General features: G+C 72.3%; 18 protein-coding genes. 9 read left to right on the top strand and 9 right to left on the bottom strand.

The window, feature by feature from the left end:
- Positions 1 to 6: 6 nt before the first annotated feature.
- Positions 7 to 1,269 (top strand): MFS transporter, encoded by a 1,263-nt coding sequence (locus ACA514_RS30940; RefSeq protein WP_375044793.1) that lies wholly within the window; start codon positions 7 to 9, stop codon positions 1,267 to 1,269.
- Here the strand turns inward: ACA514_RS30940 and cydC are convergent.
- The 5 genes from cydC to ACA514_RS30915 form a co-directional block, all read right to left on the bottom strand.
- Positions 1,223 to 2,992 carry a thiol reductant ABC exporter subunit CydC gene (gene cydC / locus ACA514_RS30935; RefSeq protein WP_375044792.1) on the bottom strand — a complete coding sequence of 590 codons (1,770 nt, stop codon included), beginning with the start codon at positions 2,990 to 2,992 and terminating at the stop codon, positions 1,223 to 1,225. The two genes, ACA514_RS30940 and cydC, sit on opposite strands and share 47 nt — an antisense overlap.
- On the bottom strand, positions 2,989 to 4,638 hold the full coding sequence (gene cydD, locus ACA514_RS30930; RefSeq protein ID WP_375044791.1) for a thiol reductant ABC exporter subunit CydD: 1,650 nt from the start codon (positions 4,636 to 4,638) through the stop codon (positions 2,989 to 2,991). Before cydD ends, cydC begins: the two co-directional genes overlap by 4 nt.
- Positions 4,635 to 5,657 carry a cytochrome d ubiquinol oxidase subunit II gene (gene cydB, locus ACA514_RS30925; RefSeq protein ID WP_375044790.1) on the bottom strand — a complete coding sequence of 341 codons (1,023 nt, stop codon included), beginning with the start codon at positions 5,655 to 5,657 and terminating at the stop codon, positions 4,635 to 4,637. The genes cydD and cydB overlap by 4 nt, the downstream gene beginning before the upstream one ends.
- A gap of 24 nt (positions 5,658 to 5,681) precedes the next feature.
- Positions 5,682 to 7,097, bottom strand: coding sequence for a cytochrome ubiquinol oxidase subunit I (locus ACA514_RS30920; RefSeq protein ID WP_375044789.1), 1,416 nt, complete (start codon positions 7,095 to 7,097; stop codon positions 5,682 to 5,684).
- 153 nt (positions 7,098 to 7,250) lie between these two features.
- A complete protein-coding gene (locus ACA514_RS30915) occupies positions 7,251 to 8,240 on the bottom strand; it encodes a helix-turn-helix domain-containing protein (RefSeq protein WP_375044788.1) in 990 nt (329 codons plus the stop codon).
- A 92-nt stretch (positions 8,241 to 8,332) separates the two neighbouring features.
- On the opposite strand from ACA514_RS30915, the gene ACA514_RS30910 reads away from it, so the two are divergent.
- A complete protein-coding gene (locus tag ACA514_RS30910) occupies positions 8,333 to 8,794 on the top strand; it encodes a rhodanese-like domain-containing protein (protein ID WP_375044787.1) in 462 nt (153 codons plus the stop codon).
- A gap of 241 nt (positions 8,795 to 9,035) precedes the next feature.
- Positions 9,036 to 10,577: a DEAD/DEAH box helicase gene (locus ACA514_RS30905; protein ID WP_375044879.1), complete on the top strand. Its 1,542-nt coding sequence runs from the start codon at positions 9,036 to 9,038 to the stop codon at positions 10,575 to 10,577.
- Between the two features lie 82 nt (positions 10,578 to 10,659).
- On the opposite strand, the gene ACA514_RS30900 is transcribed toward ACA514_RS30905, so the two are convergent.
- Entirely contained in the window at positions 10,660 to 11,436 is a 777-nt protein-coding gene (locus ACA514_RS30900; RefSeq protein ID WP_375044786.1) for an acyltransferase, read from the bottom strand.
- A 178-nt stretch (positions 11,437 to 11,614) separates the two neighbouring features.
- Positions 11,615 to 12,085: a hypothetical protein gene (locus tag ACA514_RS30895; RefSeq protein ID WP_375044785.1), complete on the bottom strand. Its 471-nt coding sequence runs from the start codon at positions 12,083 to 12,085 to the stop codon at positions 11,615 to 11,617.
- A gap of 169 nt (positions 12,086 to 12,254) precedes the next feature.
- Here ACA514_RS30895 and ACA514_RS30890 point away from each other — a divergent pair, with 169 nt between their 5' ends.
- Positions 12,255 to 12,782 carry a peptidylprolyl isomerase gene (locus ACA514_RS30890; RefSeq protein WP_375044784.1) on the top strand — a complete coding sequence of 176 codons (528 nt, stop codon included), beginning with the start codon at positions 12,255 to 12,257 and terminating at the stop codon, positions 12,780 to 12,782.
- A 62-nt stretch (positions 12,783 to 12,844) separates the two neighbouring features.
- Positions 12,845 to 13,729 carry a rhomboid family intramembrane serine protease gene (locus ACA514_RS30885; protein WP_375044783.1) on the top strand — a complete coding sequence of 295 codons (885 nt, stop codon included), beginning with the start codon at positions 12,845 to 12,847 and terminating at the stop codon, positions 13,727 to 13,729.
- Positions 13,730 to 13,946: 217 nt separating this feature from the next.
- Here the strand turns inward: ACA514_RS30885 and ACA514_RS30880 are convergent, their stop codons facing one another.
- Positions 13,947 to 14,204 carry a cell division protein CrgA gene (locus ACA514_RS30880; RefSeq protein ID WP_344273210.1) on the bottom strand — a complete coding sequence of 86 codons (258 nt, stop codon included), beginning with the start codon at positions 14,202 to 14,204 and terminating at the stop codon, positions 13,947 to 13,949.
- Positions 14,205 to 14,317: 113 nt separating this feature from the next.
- On the opposite strand from ACA514_RS30880, the gene ACA514_RS30875 reads away from it, so the two are divergent.
- From ACA514_RS30875 to ACA514_RS30860, 4 genes are read left to right on the top strand one after another with little or no spacing between them, the layout of a single operon-like run.
- Entirely contained in the window at positions 14,318 to 15,070 is a 753-nt protein-coding gene (locus ACA514_RS30875; RefSeq protein ID WP_375044782.1) for a DUF881 domain-containing protein, read from the top strand.
- A gap of 27 nt (positions 15,071 to 15,097) precedes the next feature.
- Entirely contained in the window at positions 15,098 to 15,745 is a 648-nt protein-coding gene (locus tag ACA514_RS30870) for a class E sortase (RefSeq protein WP_375044878.1), read from the top strand.
- Positions 15,746 to 15,753: 8 nt separating this feature from the next.
- Positions 15,754 to 15,945, top strand: coding sequence for a hypothetical protein (locus tag ACA514_RS30865; RefSeq protein WP_375044781.1), 192 nt, complete (start codon positions 15,754 to 15,756; stop codon positions 15,943 to 15,945).
- Entirely contained in the window at positions 15,945 to 16,568 is a 624-nt protein-coding gene (locus ACA514_RS30860; protein ID WP_375044780.1) for an anthranilate synthase component II, read from the top strand. The genes ACA514_RS30865 and ACA514_RS30860 overlap by 1 nt, the downstream gene beginning before the upstream one ends.
- Before the next feature lie 218 nt (positions 16,569 to 16,786).
- On the opposite strand, the gene pknB is transcribed toward ACA514_RS30860, so the two are convergent.
- The gene (pknB, locus tag ACA514_RS30855) at positions 16,787 to 18,604 is read right to left on the bottom strand and encodes a Stk1 family PASTA domain-containing Ser/Thr kinase (protein WP_375044779.1); all 1,818 of its coding nucleotides are present in this window, start codon (positions 18,602 to 18,604) and stop codon (positions 16,787 to 16,789) included.
- Between the last annotated feature and the right edge of the window lie 18 nt (positions 18,605 to 18,622).

Raw genomic sequence — 18,622 nt, 5'->3', positions numbered from 1 at the left:
TCGGCGATGAACAGACGGGGAGCCGGGCTCGGACGGGATTTCGCGTGGTTGTGGCGCGCGTACGCGGTCAGCACGCTGGGGACGTTCCTGGCGCTGGACGCGTTCCCGCTGATCGCCGTCCTGGCGCTGCACGTGGGGCCGGCGCAGGTGTCCATGATCGCCGCGACGAGCGGGACGGCGGCGGCGCTGCTGGCGGTGCCGCTGGGGCCGTGGATCGAGTTCCAGTACAAGCGGCGGTTGATGGTCCGGGCGGACCTGCTGCGGTTCGCGGTTCTGGTGACGGTGCCGATCGCGTACGGATTCGGCGCGTTGACGTACGTGCATCTGCTCGTGGTGGCGGTGGTCGTCGGGCTGGCGGACATCGTGTTCCGGGGGGCGAGCGGGGCGCATCTGAAGGCGCTGGTGCCGCAGCGGCATCTGATGGACGCCAACGGCAGGTTCGAGACCGTCCAGTGGATGTCGACGGCGGTGGGGCCGCCGGCGGGTGGGGCGCTGATCGGGGTGCTGGGGCCGGTGGTCACGGTGCTGCTGGACGCGGTCAGCTATGTGCTGTCGGCGCTGGGGATCCGGAAGATCGCGGCGCCGGAGGCCGAGCCGCCCGTCCGGACGGGGGACGCGTCGCGGTGGGCGGAGATCGGCGAGGGCTGGCGGGTGATCGTGTCCGGCCGGGAGTTGCGGTTGCTGTTCGCGAACAGCGTGCTCACCGGGGCGCTGATCATGGCGACGGCTCCGCTGCTGGCGTATCTGATGCTCCATGACCTGGGGTTCTCGCCGCTGGAGTACGGGCTGGCGTTCGGTGTGCCGTGCGTGGGCGGGATCTTCGGCGCGCGGCTTTCGCGGCCGCTCGTCCAGCGGTACGGGCGGCGCTGGGTGATGCTGGTGTTCGGTGTCGGCCGGGCGCTGTGGCTGGTCGGGCTGGCGTTCGTCGGGACGGGGATCGGCGCGTTGCTGCTGGTGATGGCGATGGAGCTCGGGATCATCACGTGCATGGGGGTGTTCAATCCCGTCTATGCCACGCGGCGGCTGGAGCTGGTCGATGCCGGGAAGGTCGCCCGGATGGTGACCGCGTGGACGGTCAGTTCGCGCACGGCCATCGCCGTGCTCACTGCGGTGTGGGGGGTTCTGGCGGGGTTCGTGGGGGTGCGGGCGGCCATCGCGGTGGCGGGCGTGCTGCTGATCGCGGCGTGCGCGTTCCTGCCGTGGCGCCGGGAGCCGGAGCAGGTCACGGGAGACGCATCTCCCGAGGCCGGGGTCCGCGTCCCGGGATGACCGGAAGCTCCGTTTCGCGCCGCCACAGCGAGCGATAGAGGCCGGGCCGGGAGATCAGCTCGGTGTGGGTGCCGCGGTCCGCCACGCGCCCTTCGGACATGACGATGATCTCGTCGACGGCGTCCAGTCCGGCGAGGCGGTGGGTGACGAGCAGGGTCGTCCGGCCCTCGGTGGCGCTCAGCAGGTCGGCGGTGAGCGCGTCGGCGGTCGCGGTGTCGAGGTGTTCGGCGGGCTCGTCGAGGAGCAGGATCGGGAAGCCGGCGAGGAGCGCGCGCGCGAGGGCGATGCGCTGCCGCTGGCCGCCGGACACCTGGGCGCCGTGCTCGCCGACGCGGGTGGCGAGGCCGTGGGGCAGCGAGTCGACCCAGTGGAGGAGGCGGGCGCGGCGGAGGGCGTCGCGGATCTCGCCGTCGGTGGCGGCGGGGCGGGCCAGGCGGACGTTCTCCTCGATCGTCGAGTCGAAGAGGTGCGCGTCCTGCGCGCACAGGCCGATGACCTTCCGGACGTCGTCGCCGGTCAGCGCGCGCAGGTCGACGCCGTTCAGGGACGCCGAGCCGGACGCGGGTTCCAGGAACCGGAGCAGCACGGCGGTCAGGGTCGTCTTGCCCGAACCGGACGGGCCGACGATCGCGCAGCGGCGGCCCGGCGTCAGGTCGAGGGAGACGCCGTCGAGGGCGTAGGGGGCGGCGGGCGTCCACCGGGCCCGGAGGTTCTCGACCCGGAGGGTGTACGGCGCCTCGGGGAGCGGCGACGGGGTGGGCGGGTCCTCGACCGGTACCGGAGCGTCCAGGACGGCGAAGATCCGCGCGGCGGAACGGCGGACGCGTTCCAGACACTGGGCGGCCAGCGGCAGACCCGCCACGACCTCGAACGCCGCCAGCGGCAGCAGGACGACCACCGCGAGCAGCACCCCGTCGAGCGCGCCCGAGCGGACGGCCGGGACGCCGACGGCGAGGCCGCCCCACACGGCCAGCCCGCCCGCGAGGGCGGAGACGGCCGCGCCGAGGCCGGTGGACGCGGCGGACCGCGCCGCGCCGCGGGTGAAGGCGCGGTCCAGGCGGGCGGCCTCGGCGAGCTGCGCGGGTGCGGCGCCGTAGGCGATGAGTTCGGCCGCGCCTTGGAGGGTGTCGACGACATGGGACGTCAGCTCGCCGCGCAGGTCGGTCGTGCGGCGCTCGGCCCGGCGCGCCGTCGCGGACGACAGCCAGGGCGCGACCACGCCGCCAAGCAGCAAGGCCAGCAGCAGGACGACGCCGGCCGAGGGAAGCAGCGCCCAGGCGAGCCCCACCGAGGCCCCGCCGACGATGGCGGCGGCCGTGCAGGGCAGTAGGACGCGGAGGAAGAGGTCCTGGACGGCGTCGACGTCGGCGACGAGCCGGTTCAGCAGGTCCCCGCCACGGAATCCGGGGAGCCCGCCAGGCGCCAGCCGCTCCAGCCGTTCGTACACGCGCGCGCGCAGATCGGCCAGGATGCGGAACGTCGCGTCATGCCCGACGAGGCGTTCGGCATAGCGGAACACGCCGCGGCCGAGCCCGAACGCGCGGACGGCCACGATCGCGACCATCAGCATCAGCACGGGCGGGTGCTGTGCCGCGCGGGAGATGAGCCAGGCGGAGGTCGCCATGAGGCCGACGCCGCTGCCGAGCGCCAGGACGCCGAACAGGACGGCGAGCAGCAGCCGTCCCCGCGCCGGGCGGGCGAATCTGATCAGCCGGAGGATCATGCCGCCACCGCCGCGGGTTCGACGGCGACCACCCGGTCGGCCAGCGCGGTGAGGGCCGGGCGGTGGGCGACGAGCAGGACGGTACGGCCGGTCTTCAGGCGTTCGACGGCGTCGATCACGGCGGCCTCGCTCTCGCCGTCGAGGTTGGAGGTGGGCTCGTCCAGCAGGAGGAGCGGCGCGTCGCGGAGGAAGGCGCGGGCGAGGGCGATCCGCTGGCGCTGCCCCGCCGACAGCCCGGCTCCCCGGTCGCCGAGCACCGTCTCGAACCCGGCAGGCAGGGCCTCGACGAACTCCAGCGCGTTGGCGGCCTCGGCGGCGGCCCGCACGGAGGCGTCCGGCGCGTCCGGACGGCCCAGCCGGATGTTCTCCGCGACCGTCCCGGCGAACAGGTAGGGGCGCTGCGGGACCCAGGCGATCCGTTCGCGCCAGGCGTCCGGGGAGAAGGAGCCGAGGTCGTCCCAGTCGACCAGGACGCGCCCCGAGTCCGGCCGGACGAACCCGAGCAGCACCGACAGCACGGTCGACTTCCCGGCGCCGCTCGGCCCGGCCAGCGCGACCGTCTCCCCCGGATGGACGGTCAGCGAGAAGTCCTTGAGCGCGGGGCCCCGCGGATAGGTCACCGTCACGCCGTCCAGCCGGAGGGTCGCGCGGGAAACGTCCGGAACGTCCGATCGACTCCCCGTGGCGGGCGGCGGCGTCTCGAGGACCTCGAAGATCCGCGACGCGGCGGTGAGGCCCTCGACGCTCGCGTGGTACTGCGCCCCGACCTGCCGCAGCGGCAGGTACGCCTCCGGCGCCAGGACCAGGACGAGCAGCGCGGTCTCCAGCCCGAGCCCGCCGTCGACCAGCCGCAGCCCGATCGACACGGCGACGAGGGCGACCGACAGCGTCGACAGCAGTTCCAGCACGAGCGCGGACAGGAACGCGATCCGCAGCGTCGCCATGGTCGCGCGCCGGTGCCGGTCGGTGACCTCGCGGATCCGGTCGGCCTGCGCCCGCGCCCGGCCGAAGACCTTCAGCGTGGGCAGGCCGGCGACGACGTCGAGGAAGTGCGCGGCGAGGACGGACAGCGTCCGCCACTGCCGGTCCATCTTCCGCTGGGTAGTGAGCCCGACGAGGATCGCGAAGACCGGGATGAGCGGCAGCGTCGCCGCGATCGTGACGGCGGACGGCCAGTCGCCCAGCAGGATCCGCAGCCCGACGGCCGCCGGCACGATCACCGCGAGGACGAGCTGCGGCAGGTAGCGGGAGAAGTAGTCGTCCAGCGCGTCGATCCCGCGGGTGGCGAGCGTGGCGAGTTCGCCGCTGCGTTCGCCGGACAGCCAGCGCGGGCCGAGCGCCATCGCGTGGGCGAGCAGCCGGCCGCGCAGCTGCGACTTGACCGCGGCGGACGAGCGGTGGGCGGCGACCTCCTGCAGCCAGGCGACGAAGGCCCGGCCGAGCACGACGCCGAGCAGGAGCAGCAGCGGGGTGCGCAGGCCGGTGAGCGAGGCGCCGCCGAGGAACGCGCGGGTGAGCATGTCCGCGAGCAGGGTCGCCTGCGCGATGATCAGTGCGGCGGTGGCGGTGCCGAGCGCCACGGACGACAGCAGGAAGATCCGCGTCGTCCGGGCGTACCGCAGCAGCCGCGGGTCGAGGGGCTTCACCGCACCGGCTCCGGCTTCTTCTTCGGCGCCGCGGGGATGTGGGAGGTGCCGATCCGCTTGCGGAACACCCAGTACGTCCACCCCTGGTAGATCATCACGATGGGGGTGAACGCGGCGGCGACCCACGTCATGATCTTCAGCGTGTAGTCGCTCGACGCGGCGTTGTCCGTGGTCAGGCCGCCGGAGCCGAGCGTCGACGGCATGACGTCCGGGAACAGGGCGGTGAACAGGGTGACGACGGCGAGCACGATGGCGGCGCCGGTGCCGATGAACGCCCAGCCCTCGCGCCCCCGCCGGTTCGCGGCGGCGGCGAGCACCAGCCCGGCCGCGGCGCCTCCGGCGGTCAGCCAGGTCACCGGCTTGCCGTGCTGGAGCTGGGTGATCAGCAGGAAGCTCCCGCCGGCGGCGATGGCCGCGACGACCGCGATCCCGGCGACGCGGCGCGCCCGGAACCGGATCTCGCCGGACGTCTTCAGCGCGAGGAACACCGCACCGTGCAGGACGAACAGCGACGTCGTGGCGAGCCCGCCGAGCAGCGCGTACGGGTTGAGCAGGTCGAGCAGCGTCCCCGCGTAGTCGTGCGAGGCGTCCAGCGGCACCCCCCGGACGATGTTGGAGAACGCGACGCCCCACACGAACGCGGGCACGAGGCTCCCCCAGAAGATCGCCCGGTCCCAGCGGGCCCGCCACCGCGCGTCGTCGCGCTTGCCGCGGTACTCGAACGCGACACCGCGGATGATCAGTGCGAGCAGGATCGCCAGCAGCGGCAGGTAGAAGCCGCTGAACAGGGTGGCGTACCACTCGGGGAACGCGGCGAAGGTGGCGGCGCCGGCGACGATGAACCACACCTCGTTGCCGTCCCAGACGGGCCCGATGGTGTTGATGACGACGCGGCGCTCGACGTCGTCGCGGGCGAGGACGGGCATCAGCATCCCGACGCCGAAGTCGAATCCCTCCAGGAAGAAGTAGCTCGTCCACAGGAAGGCGATGATGACGAACCAGACGGTGGTGAGTTCCATGGCCGGCTCCCTCGGTAGGCGAACTCAGTAGGCGAACGCGAGCGAGCGCTCGGTGTCGTCGGCGTCGTCGCCGGACGGCGGCGGGGGCAGCACCTCGTCCTCCGTGGGCGGCCCGGCCTTGGCGTACTTGAGCATCAGCCCGGTCTCGATCACCAGGAGGACGCCGTAGAGCGCGGTCAGGGAGGCGACGGAGATGAGCATCGACGTCGGCGACACGCCGGGCGAGACGCTCGCGGACGTCTTCATCACGCCGAACACCGACCAGGGCTGCCGTCCGGTCTCGGTGAAGATCCATCCGGCGGAGTTGCCGATGAACGGGAGCGTCAGCGACAGCACGCCGGCCCGGTACACCCAGCGGTTGGACGGCAGGCGCCCGCGCCGCAGCAGCCACAGCCCGGCCAGCGAGACGAGCGCGGTGAGCATCCCGACCCCGGCCATGACCCGGAAGTTCCAGTAGGCGACCGGGACGGCCGGCCGGTAGTTCCCGGGTCCGAACCGCGCCTCCTCGGCGGCCTGGACGTCGTTGATCCCCTTGACCTCGCCGTCGAAGGTGCCGGTGGCGAGGAACGACAGCACGCGCGGGACCTTGATGCCGAAGACCTCCTTGTGGCCGTCCGGCGTGCCGATGGTGAGGACGGAGAACGACGCGGGCTGCTCGGTCTCGTAGAGGGCCTCGGCGGCGGCCATCTTCATCGGCTGCTGCTCGGTCATGACCTTGCCCTGGAGGTCGCCGGTGATGGCGACGCCGATCGACGCGACGGCCGTGACGGCGAGCGCGACCTTCAGCGACGGCCGGAAGACCTCGATGTTCCTGCCGCGGGCGAGGTGCCAGGCGCTGACGCCCGCCATGAACAAGCCGCCGGTGACGAACGCCGCCGTGATCGTGTGCGGGAACGAGACGAGCTGCGTGGAGTTGGTGAGGACCGCCCAGAAGTCGGTGAGGCGGGCGCGTCCGGTCGCGTGGTCGATGCGGTAGCCGACCGGGTGCTGCATCCACGAGTTCGCGGCGAGGATGAAGTAGGCCGACAGCAGGGTGCCGATGTGGACGAGCCAGATGCAGGCGTTGTGGAGCTTGGCGTTGAGCTTGTCCCAGCCGAAGATCCACAGGCCGAGGAAGGTCGACTCGACGAAGAACGCGAGGAGGCCCTCGATGGCGAGCGGGGCGCCGAAGATGTCGCCGACGAAGCGGGAGTAGTCGCTCCAGTTCATCCCGAACTGGAACTCCTGCACGATGCCGGTGACGATGCCCATCGCGAAGTTGATCAGGAAGAGCTTCCCCCAGAACTTGGCGGCGCGCAGGTACCGCGTCCTCCCGGTGCGCAGCCACGCCGTCTCCAGGCCGGCGACCAGCGCGGAGAGCCCGATCGTGAGCGGGACGAACAGGAAGTGGTAGACGGTGGTGATCCCGAACTGCCACCGTGCGATGTCGACCGAGTCCATGGGCGCGCGCCTCTCCGGCTTATCTACTACAAGCTGTAGTACTACGTCCTGTGGCTAATACTACGGCGCGTAGTACTACCTGTCGTCGTAAGCTCGCTCACAAACGGCGGCGCGGGCGTCCGCCCGGACGCGCGCGCTGAGCGGGAGGGGGCGTCAGGACGCGGTGGCGCGGAAGGTGCGGCGGTAGGCCGACGGCGACGTCCGCATCGCCCGCCCGAAGTGGTGCCGGAAGGTCACCGGGCTCTCGAAGCCGACCGCGGCGGCGATCCGCTCGACCGGCGCCGTGCCCTCCTCCAGCAGCGGCAGCGCGGCCATGATCCGCTGGGTGACGACCCAGCGCAGCGGGCTGGTCCCGGTCTGCCGGTTGAAATGCCGGATGAAGGTGCGCGGCGCCAGGTGCGCCTCCCGGGCCATCCGCGCGACGGTGATCGGCTCGGCGAGGTGCGCCAGCGCCCAGCGCATGCTCCGCGCGATCGCGTCGTCGGCGCCGTCCGCGGCGGGCGCGGTGACCGCGGCCTCGACGAACTGGGCCTGCCCGCCCTCCCGGTGCGGCGGGACGACCAGGCGGCGCGCGACCGCGTTGGCGACCCGGGCGCCGTGGTCCTTGCGGACGAGGTGCAGGCACATGTCGAGCCCGGCGGCGCTGCCCGCGCCGGTGAGGACGTCGTCGCCGTCGACGTACAGGACGTCCGGGGTCACGCGGACGTCCGGGTAGCGGCGTTGCAGCAGGTCCGCGTACCGCCAGTGCGTCGTGGCGTCCCGATTGTCCAGCAGGCCGGCGGCGGCCAGCGCGAACGCGCCCGAGCAGATCGACACGACGCGGGCGCCGCGGGCGTGGGCCTTCCGCAACGCGGCGACGACCTCGGGGGACGGGTCGCCGTGGACGTCCGCGACGGCGACCACCATCACCGTGTCGGCGGACGCGAACGTCTCGAGGTCGTGCTCGGCGGCCATCGTGAACCCGCCGACCGCGCGCATCGGGCCGCGTTCCAGCGAGCAGACCCGCAGGTCGTACCAGGGGACGCCGAGTTCGGGCCGGGGCAGGCCGAACACCTCGACGACGGAGCCGAGCTCGAACGGGGCCATGCCGTCGAACGCCAGGACCGAGACGGTGTGCCGGCGGGCGGGGGCGGCGACGCGCATGGCGCAATCTTAGCGATAGGCGACATTCATGCCACTCCCGGACATGCGGTGCCAGCACAGAGGATCGACACATCCGAGTCAAGGGAGCCGCTATGAGCGCCGTCACCGCCGTACCCGCCGCCGACGCCGACGAGGCGCGCCGCCACTTCGCCGCCCGCCTCGCCTTCGAGACGGACGTCTCAGACGTGGCCGCCGACCTGGCCGCCGCCGCACCCGGCATCGTGATCGTCGACACGCGCAGCGCCGAAAGCTGGGCGCAGGGCCACGTGGACGGCGCCGTCCACCTGCCGACCGCGGAAATCGCCGCGCGCGCCGAAGCGTTGATCCCCCAAGGGACGACCGTGGTCGTCTACTGCTGGGGCCCGGGCTGCAACGGCGCGCAGAAGGCCGCGCTGGAGTTCGCTAAGCTCGGCCTTCCCGTCAAGGAGATGATCGGGGGATTCGAGTACTGGGCGCGCGAGGGACTCCCCGTCGCGACCGGCGCCGGCGCGGTGACCCGGCGTTCCCCCGACCCTCTCACGACCCCCGTCACAGGGATCTCATGCGCATGCTGAGTCACCCGCGACGCATGTTCCACCCGGGACGGGGCATAAGCAGGCACCCGGCCGACGTTAGACTCTACGAATCAATCTTCGGCGCCCCGATGGCGCCAGGCTCGTCCTTGTAGCGCACCGATCGCTTCCTGCCGATCACACCGTGGTGCCTCCCGAGACGTGCCCCCCTCTCGGAAGGTAATGCGTGACCACAGCTGCTGCTGCACAGAACCCGTCCGCCGACGTCCCGGCCGGCCCGGACATCGCCGACGAGCAGGTTCCCACCTTCGCCGAGCTCGGCCTCCCGGCCGCGCTGGTGTCCGCCCTGGCCCGCCAGGGCATCGATGCCCCGTTCCCGATCCAGGCCGCCGCGATCCCCGACGTGATGTCGGGGTGCGACGTCCTCGGGCGCGGCAAGACCGGCTCCGGCAAGACCCTGGCCTTCGGCCTGCCGCTGCTCGCCCGGCTGTCCGGGCGCCGCGCCGCGCCGAAGCGCCCGCTGGCGCTCATCCTCGTGCCGACCCGCGAGCTGGCCCAGCAGGTGCAGACCAACCTGGAGCCGCTCGGCCGCGGGCTCGGGCTGAAGTTCAAGACCGTCATCGGCCAGACGTCGATGTTCAAGCAGATCGACGCGCTGCGCCGCGGCGTCGAGATCATCGTCGCCACCCCGGGCCGGCTCAAGGACCTGATGCGGCAGGGCGCCTGCGACCTGTCCGACGTCGAGATCGTCGTGCTGGACGAGGCCGACCACATGGCCGACATGGGCTTCCTGCCCGACGTCACCGACATCCTGGACGGCGCCAAGCCCGGCGGGCAGCGGCTGCTGTTCTCCGCGACCCTCGACAAGGACGTGGACGTCCTGGTCAAGCGGTACCTGAAGGACCCGGTCACGCACGCGATCGGCCCGGTGGACGAGTCCGTCGACACGATGGAGCACCACCTGCTGCTGGTCGCGCCCAAGGACAAGGGCGCCATCACCGCCGAGATCGCCAACCGGGAGGGCCGGACGATCCTGTTCGCCCGCACCAAGCACGGCGTCGACCGGCTCGCCAAGCAGCTCACCCAGGTCGGCGTCCGCGCGGCCGGGCTGCACGGCGGCAAGAGCCAGGGGCTGCGCACCCGCACGCTCGCCGAGTTCCGCGAGGGCACGATCAGCGTGCTGGTCGCCACGGACGTCGCCGCGCGCGGCATCCACGTGGACGACGTCAGCCTCGTCATGCACGTCGACCCGCCGGCCGACAGCAAGGACTACATGCACCGCGCGGGCCGCACCGCCCGCGCCGGCGAGCGCGGCACCGTCGTCACGCTCGTCCTGCCGCACCAGGTGCGGTCGACGTCCGCGATGACCCGCCGCGCCGGCATCAACGCGCCGCGCGTCCGGGTGAGCAGCGGCGACGCCGAGCTGATGAAGCTGACCGGGGCGCGGATCCCGTCGGGCATCCCGATCGAGGAGCCGCTCATCCCGGACCGGCCGCGCCGCGGCGAGGGCGGCCGGGGCCGTCCGGGCGGCGGGCGCCGGGGCGGACGCGGCTTCGGCGGCGGCGGCGGACGCGGCGGACGCTCGTTCGACCGCCAGGACGGCGGCCAGCGCTCGGAGGGCCGCAGTGAGGGCTCGTACGAGGGACGCCGCGAGGGCGGCGGCTACAGCGGCGGCGAGCACCGCGGCTCCTACGCGGGCGGGGAGCGCCGTGGCGGCGGCCCCAGGTCCGGTGGGGCGCCGCACAGCGGCCGCCGCTCCTTCGGGGGCGGAGGCGGCGGCAAGCGCCGCGACGGCGGAGACCGCCGCGCCGCCCGCTACAACTGACGCACGCGAACGCCGAGGCCCCGTCCGGACGGACGGGGCCTCGGCCTTTGCACGCGAACGGGCGGCTCTTCCAGCCGGCTTCTCAGCCGGCCTCCTCGCGGAGCTTGTCCTGGAGGAGCTGAAGGCCTTCCAGGCCGTCCACGGAGAGGGCGGCGAGCTCGTCGAGGGACATCAGCGGTCCGTTGCGCAGCGGCGGCTGCCAGCCGTTCTCCTCGTCGTAGCTGCGCAGCACCTTGGCGGGGACGCCGCCGATGACCGAGTGGTCCGGGAACTCGCCGCGGACGACCGCGCCGCCCGCGACGGCGACGTTCCGGCCGAGCCGGGTGCCCGGCAGGATGATCGCGCCGGTGCCGATCCAGCAGCCGTCGCCGATGACCACCGGGTTGTTCTCCGGCCACTGCCGGCCGATCGGCATGGCCGGGTCGCCGTAGGTGTGGTTCTGGTCGGTGATGTAGACGTTCGGCCCGGTGAAGACGTCGTCGCCGATCTCGATGGACTGGTGGCCGACGATGTGCGTGCCGCGGCCCAGCGAGCAGCTCGACCCGATCGACACGATGACGTCCGGGCCGAGGTCCAGGCCGGGGACGAAGCCCGCCGAGATCGTCACGTGCGTGCCGACGAGGGTGTGGTCGCCGATCGAGATCCACGGCTCGCCGTAGATGGCGCCGACGGGGAAGCCGATGCACGCGCCCTCGCCGAGATAGGCGAAGCGGCGGCGGCCCGGCGTGTGCGGGGTGATCTCGCCCTGCCGCTGGATCCACTGCCAGGTGGCGTGCACCGCCGTGTGCAGGCCGCGGCGGGCCCGTTCCCTGGCCCCGGCGGCCAGCTGCTGCCCCAGCGAGCGCGGTTTCGGCGACATGGCGTTCACCGTACCGGTTGGTAGTAACCGGTGTGACGGGAGCACCCGCATGCCGCCCGCACGCATGCGCGGGGCCCCGGCCGGTCCGGCCGGGGCCCCGCTCACGCACACGCACCGCCGAAGCCGCTGAAGCCGCGGACGGCCCGGACGGCCCGGACGGCCCGGACGGCCCGGACGGTCAGTGCGGCGATTGCACCGAGCCGTCGACGTCGGACCCGGAGACCGTCATGGAGTCGGCCGACACGGCCTCCCCCTGCTCCCCGGAGCCCTTGGCCATGTCGCGCATGGCGTCGCGCTTGGTCAGCACGACACCGGCCATCCCGGCCGCGGCCACGACGCCCATCATCGCCATGACGGCGCCGCGCCTCGGCCGGTCGCGGTTCGGCGGCTCCACCCGCTGGGCGACGTCGCCGAGGAACGAGCTCACCCGAGGGGCGAGCCCGGTCTCCACGTACCGGGCGGCCAGCCGCAGCCGAGGCGCGCTCCAGCCGCGCATGACCATCAGCTGCTCCTGGGCGGCCGGCATCATCCGCTCCGCCATGACGGAGGCGCCTTCCTGGCACCGTCCCGCGCCCTGGCGGGCCGCTTCCTGGACGCGGCCGAGCCGCGTCAGCATCTCGTCCTGCGGCTTCCGGCGGATACTAATCATTAGGGACACGCTAACCTCCCTGTTTGCGAGGTCCTGCCAGGCACCCTTCCCGAGTGCCGGAAGGTAAACCCGATGCGCGCGACCAACCGGTCACGCAATGTGACGAATCGGGGGCCGGTCGAGACCCGCGGGAACGTGCACAGACCCACTTCACGAGGAGGCGGCCAGCGTGGCCAACGAGACCTTCGCGACGCTCGACACGTCGCTCGGCAAGATCGTGATCCAGCTGTACCCGGACCAGGCGCCCGAGACGGTGGCGAACTTCACCGAACTGGCCGAGGGCCGGCGCACCTGGACCGATCCGAGCACCGGGCAGAAGTCCGAGGCGCCGCTGTACAACGGGACGATCTTCCACCGCGTCATCCCCGGCTTCATGATCCAGGGCGGGGACCCGCTGGGCACCGGGACCGGCGGTCCCGGCTACCAGTTCAAGGACGAGTTCCACCCGGACCTGAAGTTCAACAAGCCGTACCTGCTGGCGATGGCGAACGCCGGGCCCGGCACCAACGGCTCGCAGTTCTTCATCACCACCGACAACATCGGGCAGGTGCAGCACCTGACCGGCCGGCACACCATCTTCGGCAAGGTCGTCGAGGGCACCGACGTCGTCGACAAGATCAGCAATGCCCCGACCGGCCGGATGGACCGCCCGAAGGACGACGTCGTCATCCAGTCGGTGACGATCGAGCGGCGTTAGTCGTTTCCCTGGGTGAGCACCAACGCCGGCTGACACCCACGCGACGGCCCGACGGAGACCGGATGAGCACAGAACAAAGTCCCGCGCCCGAGACCTCGGTGCCGACCTGCTACCGGCATCCGGGGCGGGAGACCTATGTCCGCTGCACGCGGTGCGACCGCTACATCTGCCCCGAGTGCATGCGGGACGCGGCCGTCGGGCACCAGTGCGTCGAGTGCGTCGCCGAGGGCAACCGTGGCGCGCGCAGTGCCGCCCCGCGAACGGTGCTGGGCGCGCGCGGGCCGGCGGCGGCGATGCCGGTCGTCACCTACACGCTGATCGGCCTGTGCATCCTGATGTACATCGTCGAGCTGGCGTCGCCGCGGGTCGTCCTCGACCTGGAGATGGTGGGGCTGGGCGTCACCCATCAGGGGGAGGTCGTCGGCGTCGCCGAGGGCGAGTGGTACCGGCTGGTCAGCACGATGTTCCTGCACGACCGCGACGGCTCGCTCGGCTTCACCCACATCCTGTTCAACATGTGGGCGCTGTACGCGGTGGGGCCGTCGCTGGAGCAGGTGCTCGGGCGCTGGCGCTACCTGGCGCTGTACCTGCTGTCGGGGCTGGGCGGCTCGGTGCTGCTGTACCTGGTCGAGCCGTACGGCGCGGCGGTGGGCGCGTCCGGCGCCATCTTCGGCCTGTTCGGGGCGTACTTCGTGATCGGCCGCCGGCTGGGCGCGCCCACCGGCCCGATCCTGTTCCTGCTGGTGATCAACCTGGCGATCACCTTCTCGGTGAAGGGGATCTCCTGGGAGGGGCACATCGGCGGGCTGGTCGTCGGCGCGCTGATCGCGCTGGCGTTCGCGTACGCGCCGGCGGCGCAGCGGCGGCTGCTGCACACCGGTGTGCCGGTGGTCATGCTGGTGGCGCTCGCGACCCTGGTGACGGTCAAGACGCTGGCACTGACCTAGCGGGCGCCGGACGCGCGCCGGGCAGGCCCATGGCATGCGGAGGCCGCCCGTGCCCCTCCAGGGTGCGGGCGGCTTCTCCGTGTCCGGAGGCGGTCCCCCGAAGACCGCTCGGTACCCGCGCCTGTGGAAAACCTGGGGAAAGCCGGGGCCAGAGATCCCCAGCCTGTGGATAACTTTCGTGGATTCGGCCGCTCCGGAAGCGGGTATCCAGCCCGGATCAGCGCCAGCGGGTCGACAGCACCACGCCCAGGATGATCGCCACGAAGCCGATCCCCAGGTTCCAGTTGTGCAGGTCGGACATGAACGGCACGTCCGTGCCGGTGCTGGCCGTCACGTAGAAGACCGCGATCCAGATCAGGCCGATCAGCCACAGCCCGACCATCGTCGGGACCAGCCAGCGCGGGCTGACCTCCGGCGCCTTCGACTTCTGCGGGGGCGTGTAAACGGCCTTCTTGCGCACTTTGGACTTGGCCACGGTGGGATCGTTCTCCTCGAGCGCCCGGCGGCCGGAGCGCCGGTCCGCGCATGGGTGGTTTGTCGGTTAGCGTAGTCGCTTGGTGAGCACCGTCTGATGAACAGCACCGGTTGATGAGGGTACGGCGTTCGGCGTGGGGAAGCATCATCCCGGTCCTCACGCTCGCCGCGGGAACCCTGTTCGCGGCGAGCGCGAGCACGGCCCGCGGCACCAGCCTGCGCGACGAGGGCCGCACCCGGGTCACCGACCTGATCGGCGACGAGCAGCGCGGCAGCCGCCGCGAGCGCGCCGAGTACCGGCGGCTGCACCGCGAGGTCGACGCCCTCTCCCGCGCCGCCGGACGCAACGACGCCCGCGTGAAGCGGGCCCAGGGCGAGGCCGACGGGCTCGCCGCCGCGGCCGGCTTCACCGCCCACACCGGGCCCGCCGTCCGGGTCGCGCTTGACGACGCCCCGCAGCCGTCCGGCGACCTGCCGTCCGGCGTCCGCCCCGACGACCTCGTCGTGCACCAGAGCGACGTCCAGGCCGTGGTGAACGCGCTGTGGGCCGGCGGCGCCCGCGCGATGCAGATCATGGACCAGCGGGTGATCGCGACCAGCGCCGTCCGGTGCGTCGGCAACACCCTCATCCTGCAGGGCGTCGTGTACTCGCCGCCGTTCCGGATCACCGCCGCCGGCGACCCGGGCCGGCTGCGCGCCGCGCTCGCCGCGTCCCGCGACGTCGCGATCTACCGCAAGTACGTGCGCGCCTACGGGCTCGGCTACGCCGTCCGGACGATCGGCCGAGCCACGCTCCCCGCCTACAGCGCCAACGTCACCATGAAGCACGCTACGGTGCCGACGGAGGCGCCGTCCGGGGCGCCCTGAGGCTCGGGAGGGGGACGCGCGGTGCGGATGGTGATCCGGGGCATGGGGGAGCTGTGCATCACCGCGGGGATCATCGTGATGCTGTTCGTCACCTACGAGCTCTGGGGCACCGGCCAGTACACCAGCGCGCAGCAGGACGAGCTGGGAAAGCAGCTGATGAGGACCTGGGGGGCGCCGGCGCGGCCGACCACCGAGAAGGTGAGGCTCGGCAAGGGCCTCGCGATGATCCGCATCCCGAAGCTCGGCAAGGGGTACCACTACGTGATCATCGAGGGCGTCACGGTGTCCGACCTGCGCAAGGGGCCCGGCCACTACCCCGGCACCGCGCTGCCCGGCCAGGTCGGCAACTTCGTGGTCTCCGGCCACCGGACGACCTACTCCGCCCCCTTCAACAAGCTGGGCGACCTCGACCGCGGCGACCGGATCCTCATCGACACGCGCGACCACCAGTACGTCTACGAGATGACCGACCGGAAGATCGTCAAGCCGACCGAGGTGGACGTGACCGCCCCCGTCCCGTTCCATCCCGGGCGCCGGCCCACCCGGCCGACGATCACCCTCACCACCTGCCACCCCAAGTACTCGGCCGCCAAGCGGATGATCATCTTCGGTGAGCTGGTGTCGGCCGCACCGCGTGTCGGCGCGTCCGCGCCGCCCGCCGCCGCAGGAAAGTAGGAGAGAACGTGTACGCCTGGCTGTGGCGCCACCTGCCCGGGACCTGGCCCGCCAAGGCGGGCATCGCCCTCGCGATCGTCGCCGTCCTCGCCGCCGTCCTGTGGTGGGGCGTGTTCCCCTGGCTGGAGCCCAAGGTCCAGCTCGACCACGGCGTCGTCGACGGGACCCCGTCGCCCACGTCGAGCGCGAAACCCGGGTGATGCGCGTCCTCGTCGTGGACAACCGCGACAGCTTCGTCTTCACGATCGTCCAGTACCTGCGGGAACTCGGCGCCGAGTGCACCGTCCTGGACCGCTCCGGCGCCACCCTCGCCGACGCCGCGTCCGCCGACGGCGTGCTCCTCAGCCCCGGGCCCGGCCACCCCGCGGACACCGGGATCTGCCTCGACCTCGTCCGGTCCGCCGGGCGGACGGGCGTGCCGCTGCTCGGCGTCTGCCTCGGCCACCAGGTGATCGCCCACGCGCACGGCGCCGTGGTGGCGCGCGCGCCGGAGATCGTGCACGGGTCGACGAGCCCTATCGAGCACGACGGCGCCGGCGTGTTCGCCGGCCTCCCCGACCCGTTCCCCGCCACCCGCTACCACTCGCTGGCCGTCGACCCCGCCACCGTGCCCCGCGACGTCCTGGACGTCACCGCTCGCACCCCCGACGGCGTCGTGATGGGCCTGCGGCACCGCGTCCATCCGGTGGAGGGGGTCCAGTTCCATCCCGAGTCGATCCTGTCCACCGGCGGCCACCGGCTGCTCCGCAACTGGCTCACCGCCTGCGAGACCGCCGCTGACGTGCGCATTCGCCGCCCCGTCCGGCATCAGCCGGATTCGTGAGAAAAATTCGGTTGAAACCCGTAACGTCCGGGACGCGGTAACCGAAGACCTATCGAGGGCTTCCGCCATTGCCCCCGAGTGGCGGAAGCCCTCTTCGCATGCCCGGCGCCGGACCGCACCGCACCGCCGAACGTGACCGCGCCGCGAACCGGCCCGCCGACGCGAAGGGGCCCGTCCCTCCACTGGAGGAACGGGCCCCTGCTGCCGCGATCGCCGGTCTAGTCGCCGCCGGGGTTCGGGAACCCGGTCGGCCACTGCGGGTTGGGCGAGGTGTCGGTCGGGTTCGGCGTCGGCGTCGGCTTCTGCGCCACGAAGATCGTCACGGTGTCGCCGGGCGCCACCGTCGCGTCCTGGCCGGGCGACTGGTCGTAGACGAAACCGGTCGCGACCTGCTTGTCCGGCGGCGGCGCGCCCTCCTGCACCTTGCACTTCAGGCCGAGGCCCTCCAGCTTGGCGCAGGCCGCCCGCTTGCTGTTGTTGAACAGCGCCGGCACCTTGATGCTGCTCGGGCCGTTCGACACGACCAGCTTCACCGTCGAGCCCTTCTTGGCCTTGGTGCCGCCCGGCGGGTCGGAGCTGATCACGCTGAGCCGCGGGACGCTGTCGCTGGTCTGCACCGAGTGCTCGACCTCGAAGCCCTTCTCCTCCAGCGTGTTCTTGGCCTGCGCGTACGGCTTGCCGGTGACGTCCGGGACCTCCACCTGCGGCGGCGGCTTCTTCCCCTGGGAGACCACCAGCGCCACCGACGAGCCCTTGGCCACGCTCTTGCCGGGTGCCGGGTCGGAGCTGATGACGTAGCCGTCCTTGACGTCGCTGTTGTACTGCTCTGTCACCGTGCCGACCTTCAGGCCGGCCTTGGTCAGCTCCGCGGCGGCGTTCTCCTGCGAGACGTTCACGATGCCGCTCGGGACCGCGACCTTCTCGTCTCCGCCGCCCCCGCTCATCATCCAGCCGACGAGCGCGGCGCCGCCGATGAACACCACGGCGAGCGCGATCCACAGCGCGGCCTTCTTGCCCGCGCCGCCGCGGCGGTCGCCGTCCTCGTCGTAGTGGACGGGCGGCAGGTTGTAGCCGTCGTCCATCGGGCGCTGCACCTGCGTGTGCGCCGGGCCGCCGCCCGGGTAGCCGCCCATCACCTGGGTGCCCTGCTGCTGCGCGCCCATCAGCATCGTGGACGCCGCCGTCGAGGCGACCGGCTGCCCCTGCAGGACGCGCTGGATCTCCTGCCGGAACTCGTTCGCGTTCTGGTACCGGTGGTCGGGGTCCTTCGCCATCGCCTTCAGGACCATCGCGTCCGCCCACTGCGGGATCTGCGGATCGATCTGCGACGGCGGGACCGGCTCCTCCCGGACGTGCTGGTAGGCGATCGCGACCGGGGAGTCGCCGGTGAACGGCGGCTGGCCGGTGAGCAGCTCGTACAGCACGCAACCGGTGGAGTAGATGTCGCTGCGGGCGTCCACCCGCTTGGCCTGCGCCTGCTCCGGCGACAGGTACTGCGCGGTGCCGATCACCTGCGCGGTCTGCGTCATCGTGGACGCCGAGTCGGCCATGGCGCGGGCGATGCCGAAGTCCATGACCTTGACCTCGTGCTGCCGGGTCAGCATCACGTTGGCCGGCTTGATGTCGCGGTGCACGATCCCGCCGCGGTGGCTGTAGTCCAGCGCGCGCAGGATCCCGTCGGTGATCTCCAGTGCCTTGTCCGGGAGCAGCGCGCGGTTCTCCCGCAGCAGGTCGCGCAGCGTGCTCCCGTCGACGTACTCCATCACGATGTACGGGATCGGGGTGTCGCCGATCATGTCCTCGCCGGTGTCGTACACCGCGATGACCGAGGGGTGGTTCAGCGACGCGGCCGACTGGGCCTCGCGCCGGAACCGGGCCTGGAACGTGGGGTCGCGCGCCAGGTCCGAGCGCAGCGTCTTGATCGCGACCACGCGATCCAATCGCAGGTCACGGGCACGGTAGACCTCGGCCATGCCGCCGCGCCCGATCACCGTGTCGAGCTCGTAGCGGCCGCCGAGCAGCCGAGGTTGACTCATATGTGCACTTTCCCTCGT

This window comes from Actinomadura sp. NTSP31, assembly GCF_041951385.1.
Classification (GTDB): Bacteria; Actinomycetota; Actinomycetes; order Streptosporangiales; family Streptosporangiaceae; genus Spirillospora; species Spirillospora napierensis.
This window is presented reverse-complemented; position numbering and strand designations above follow the sequence as displayed.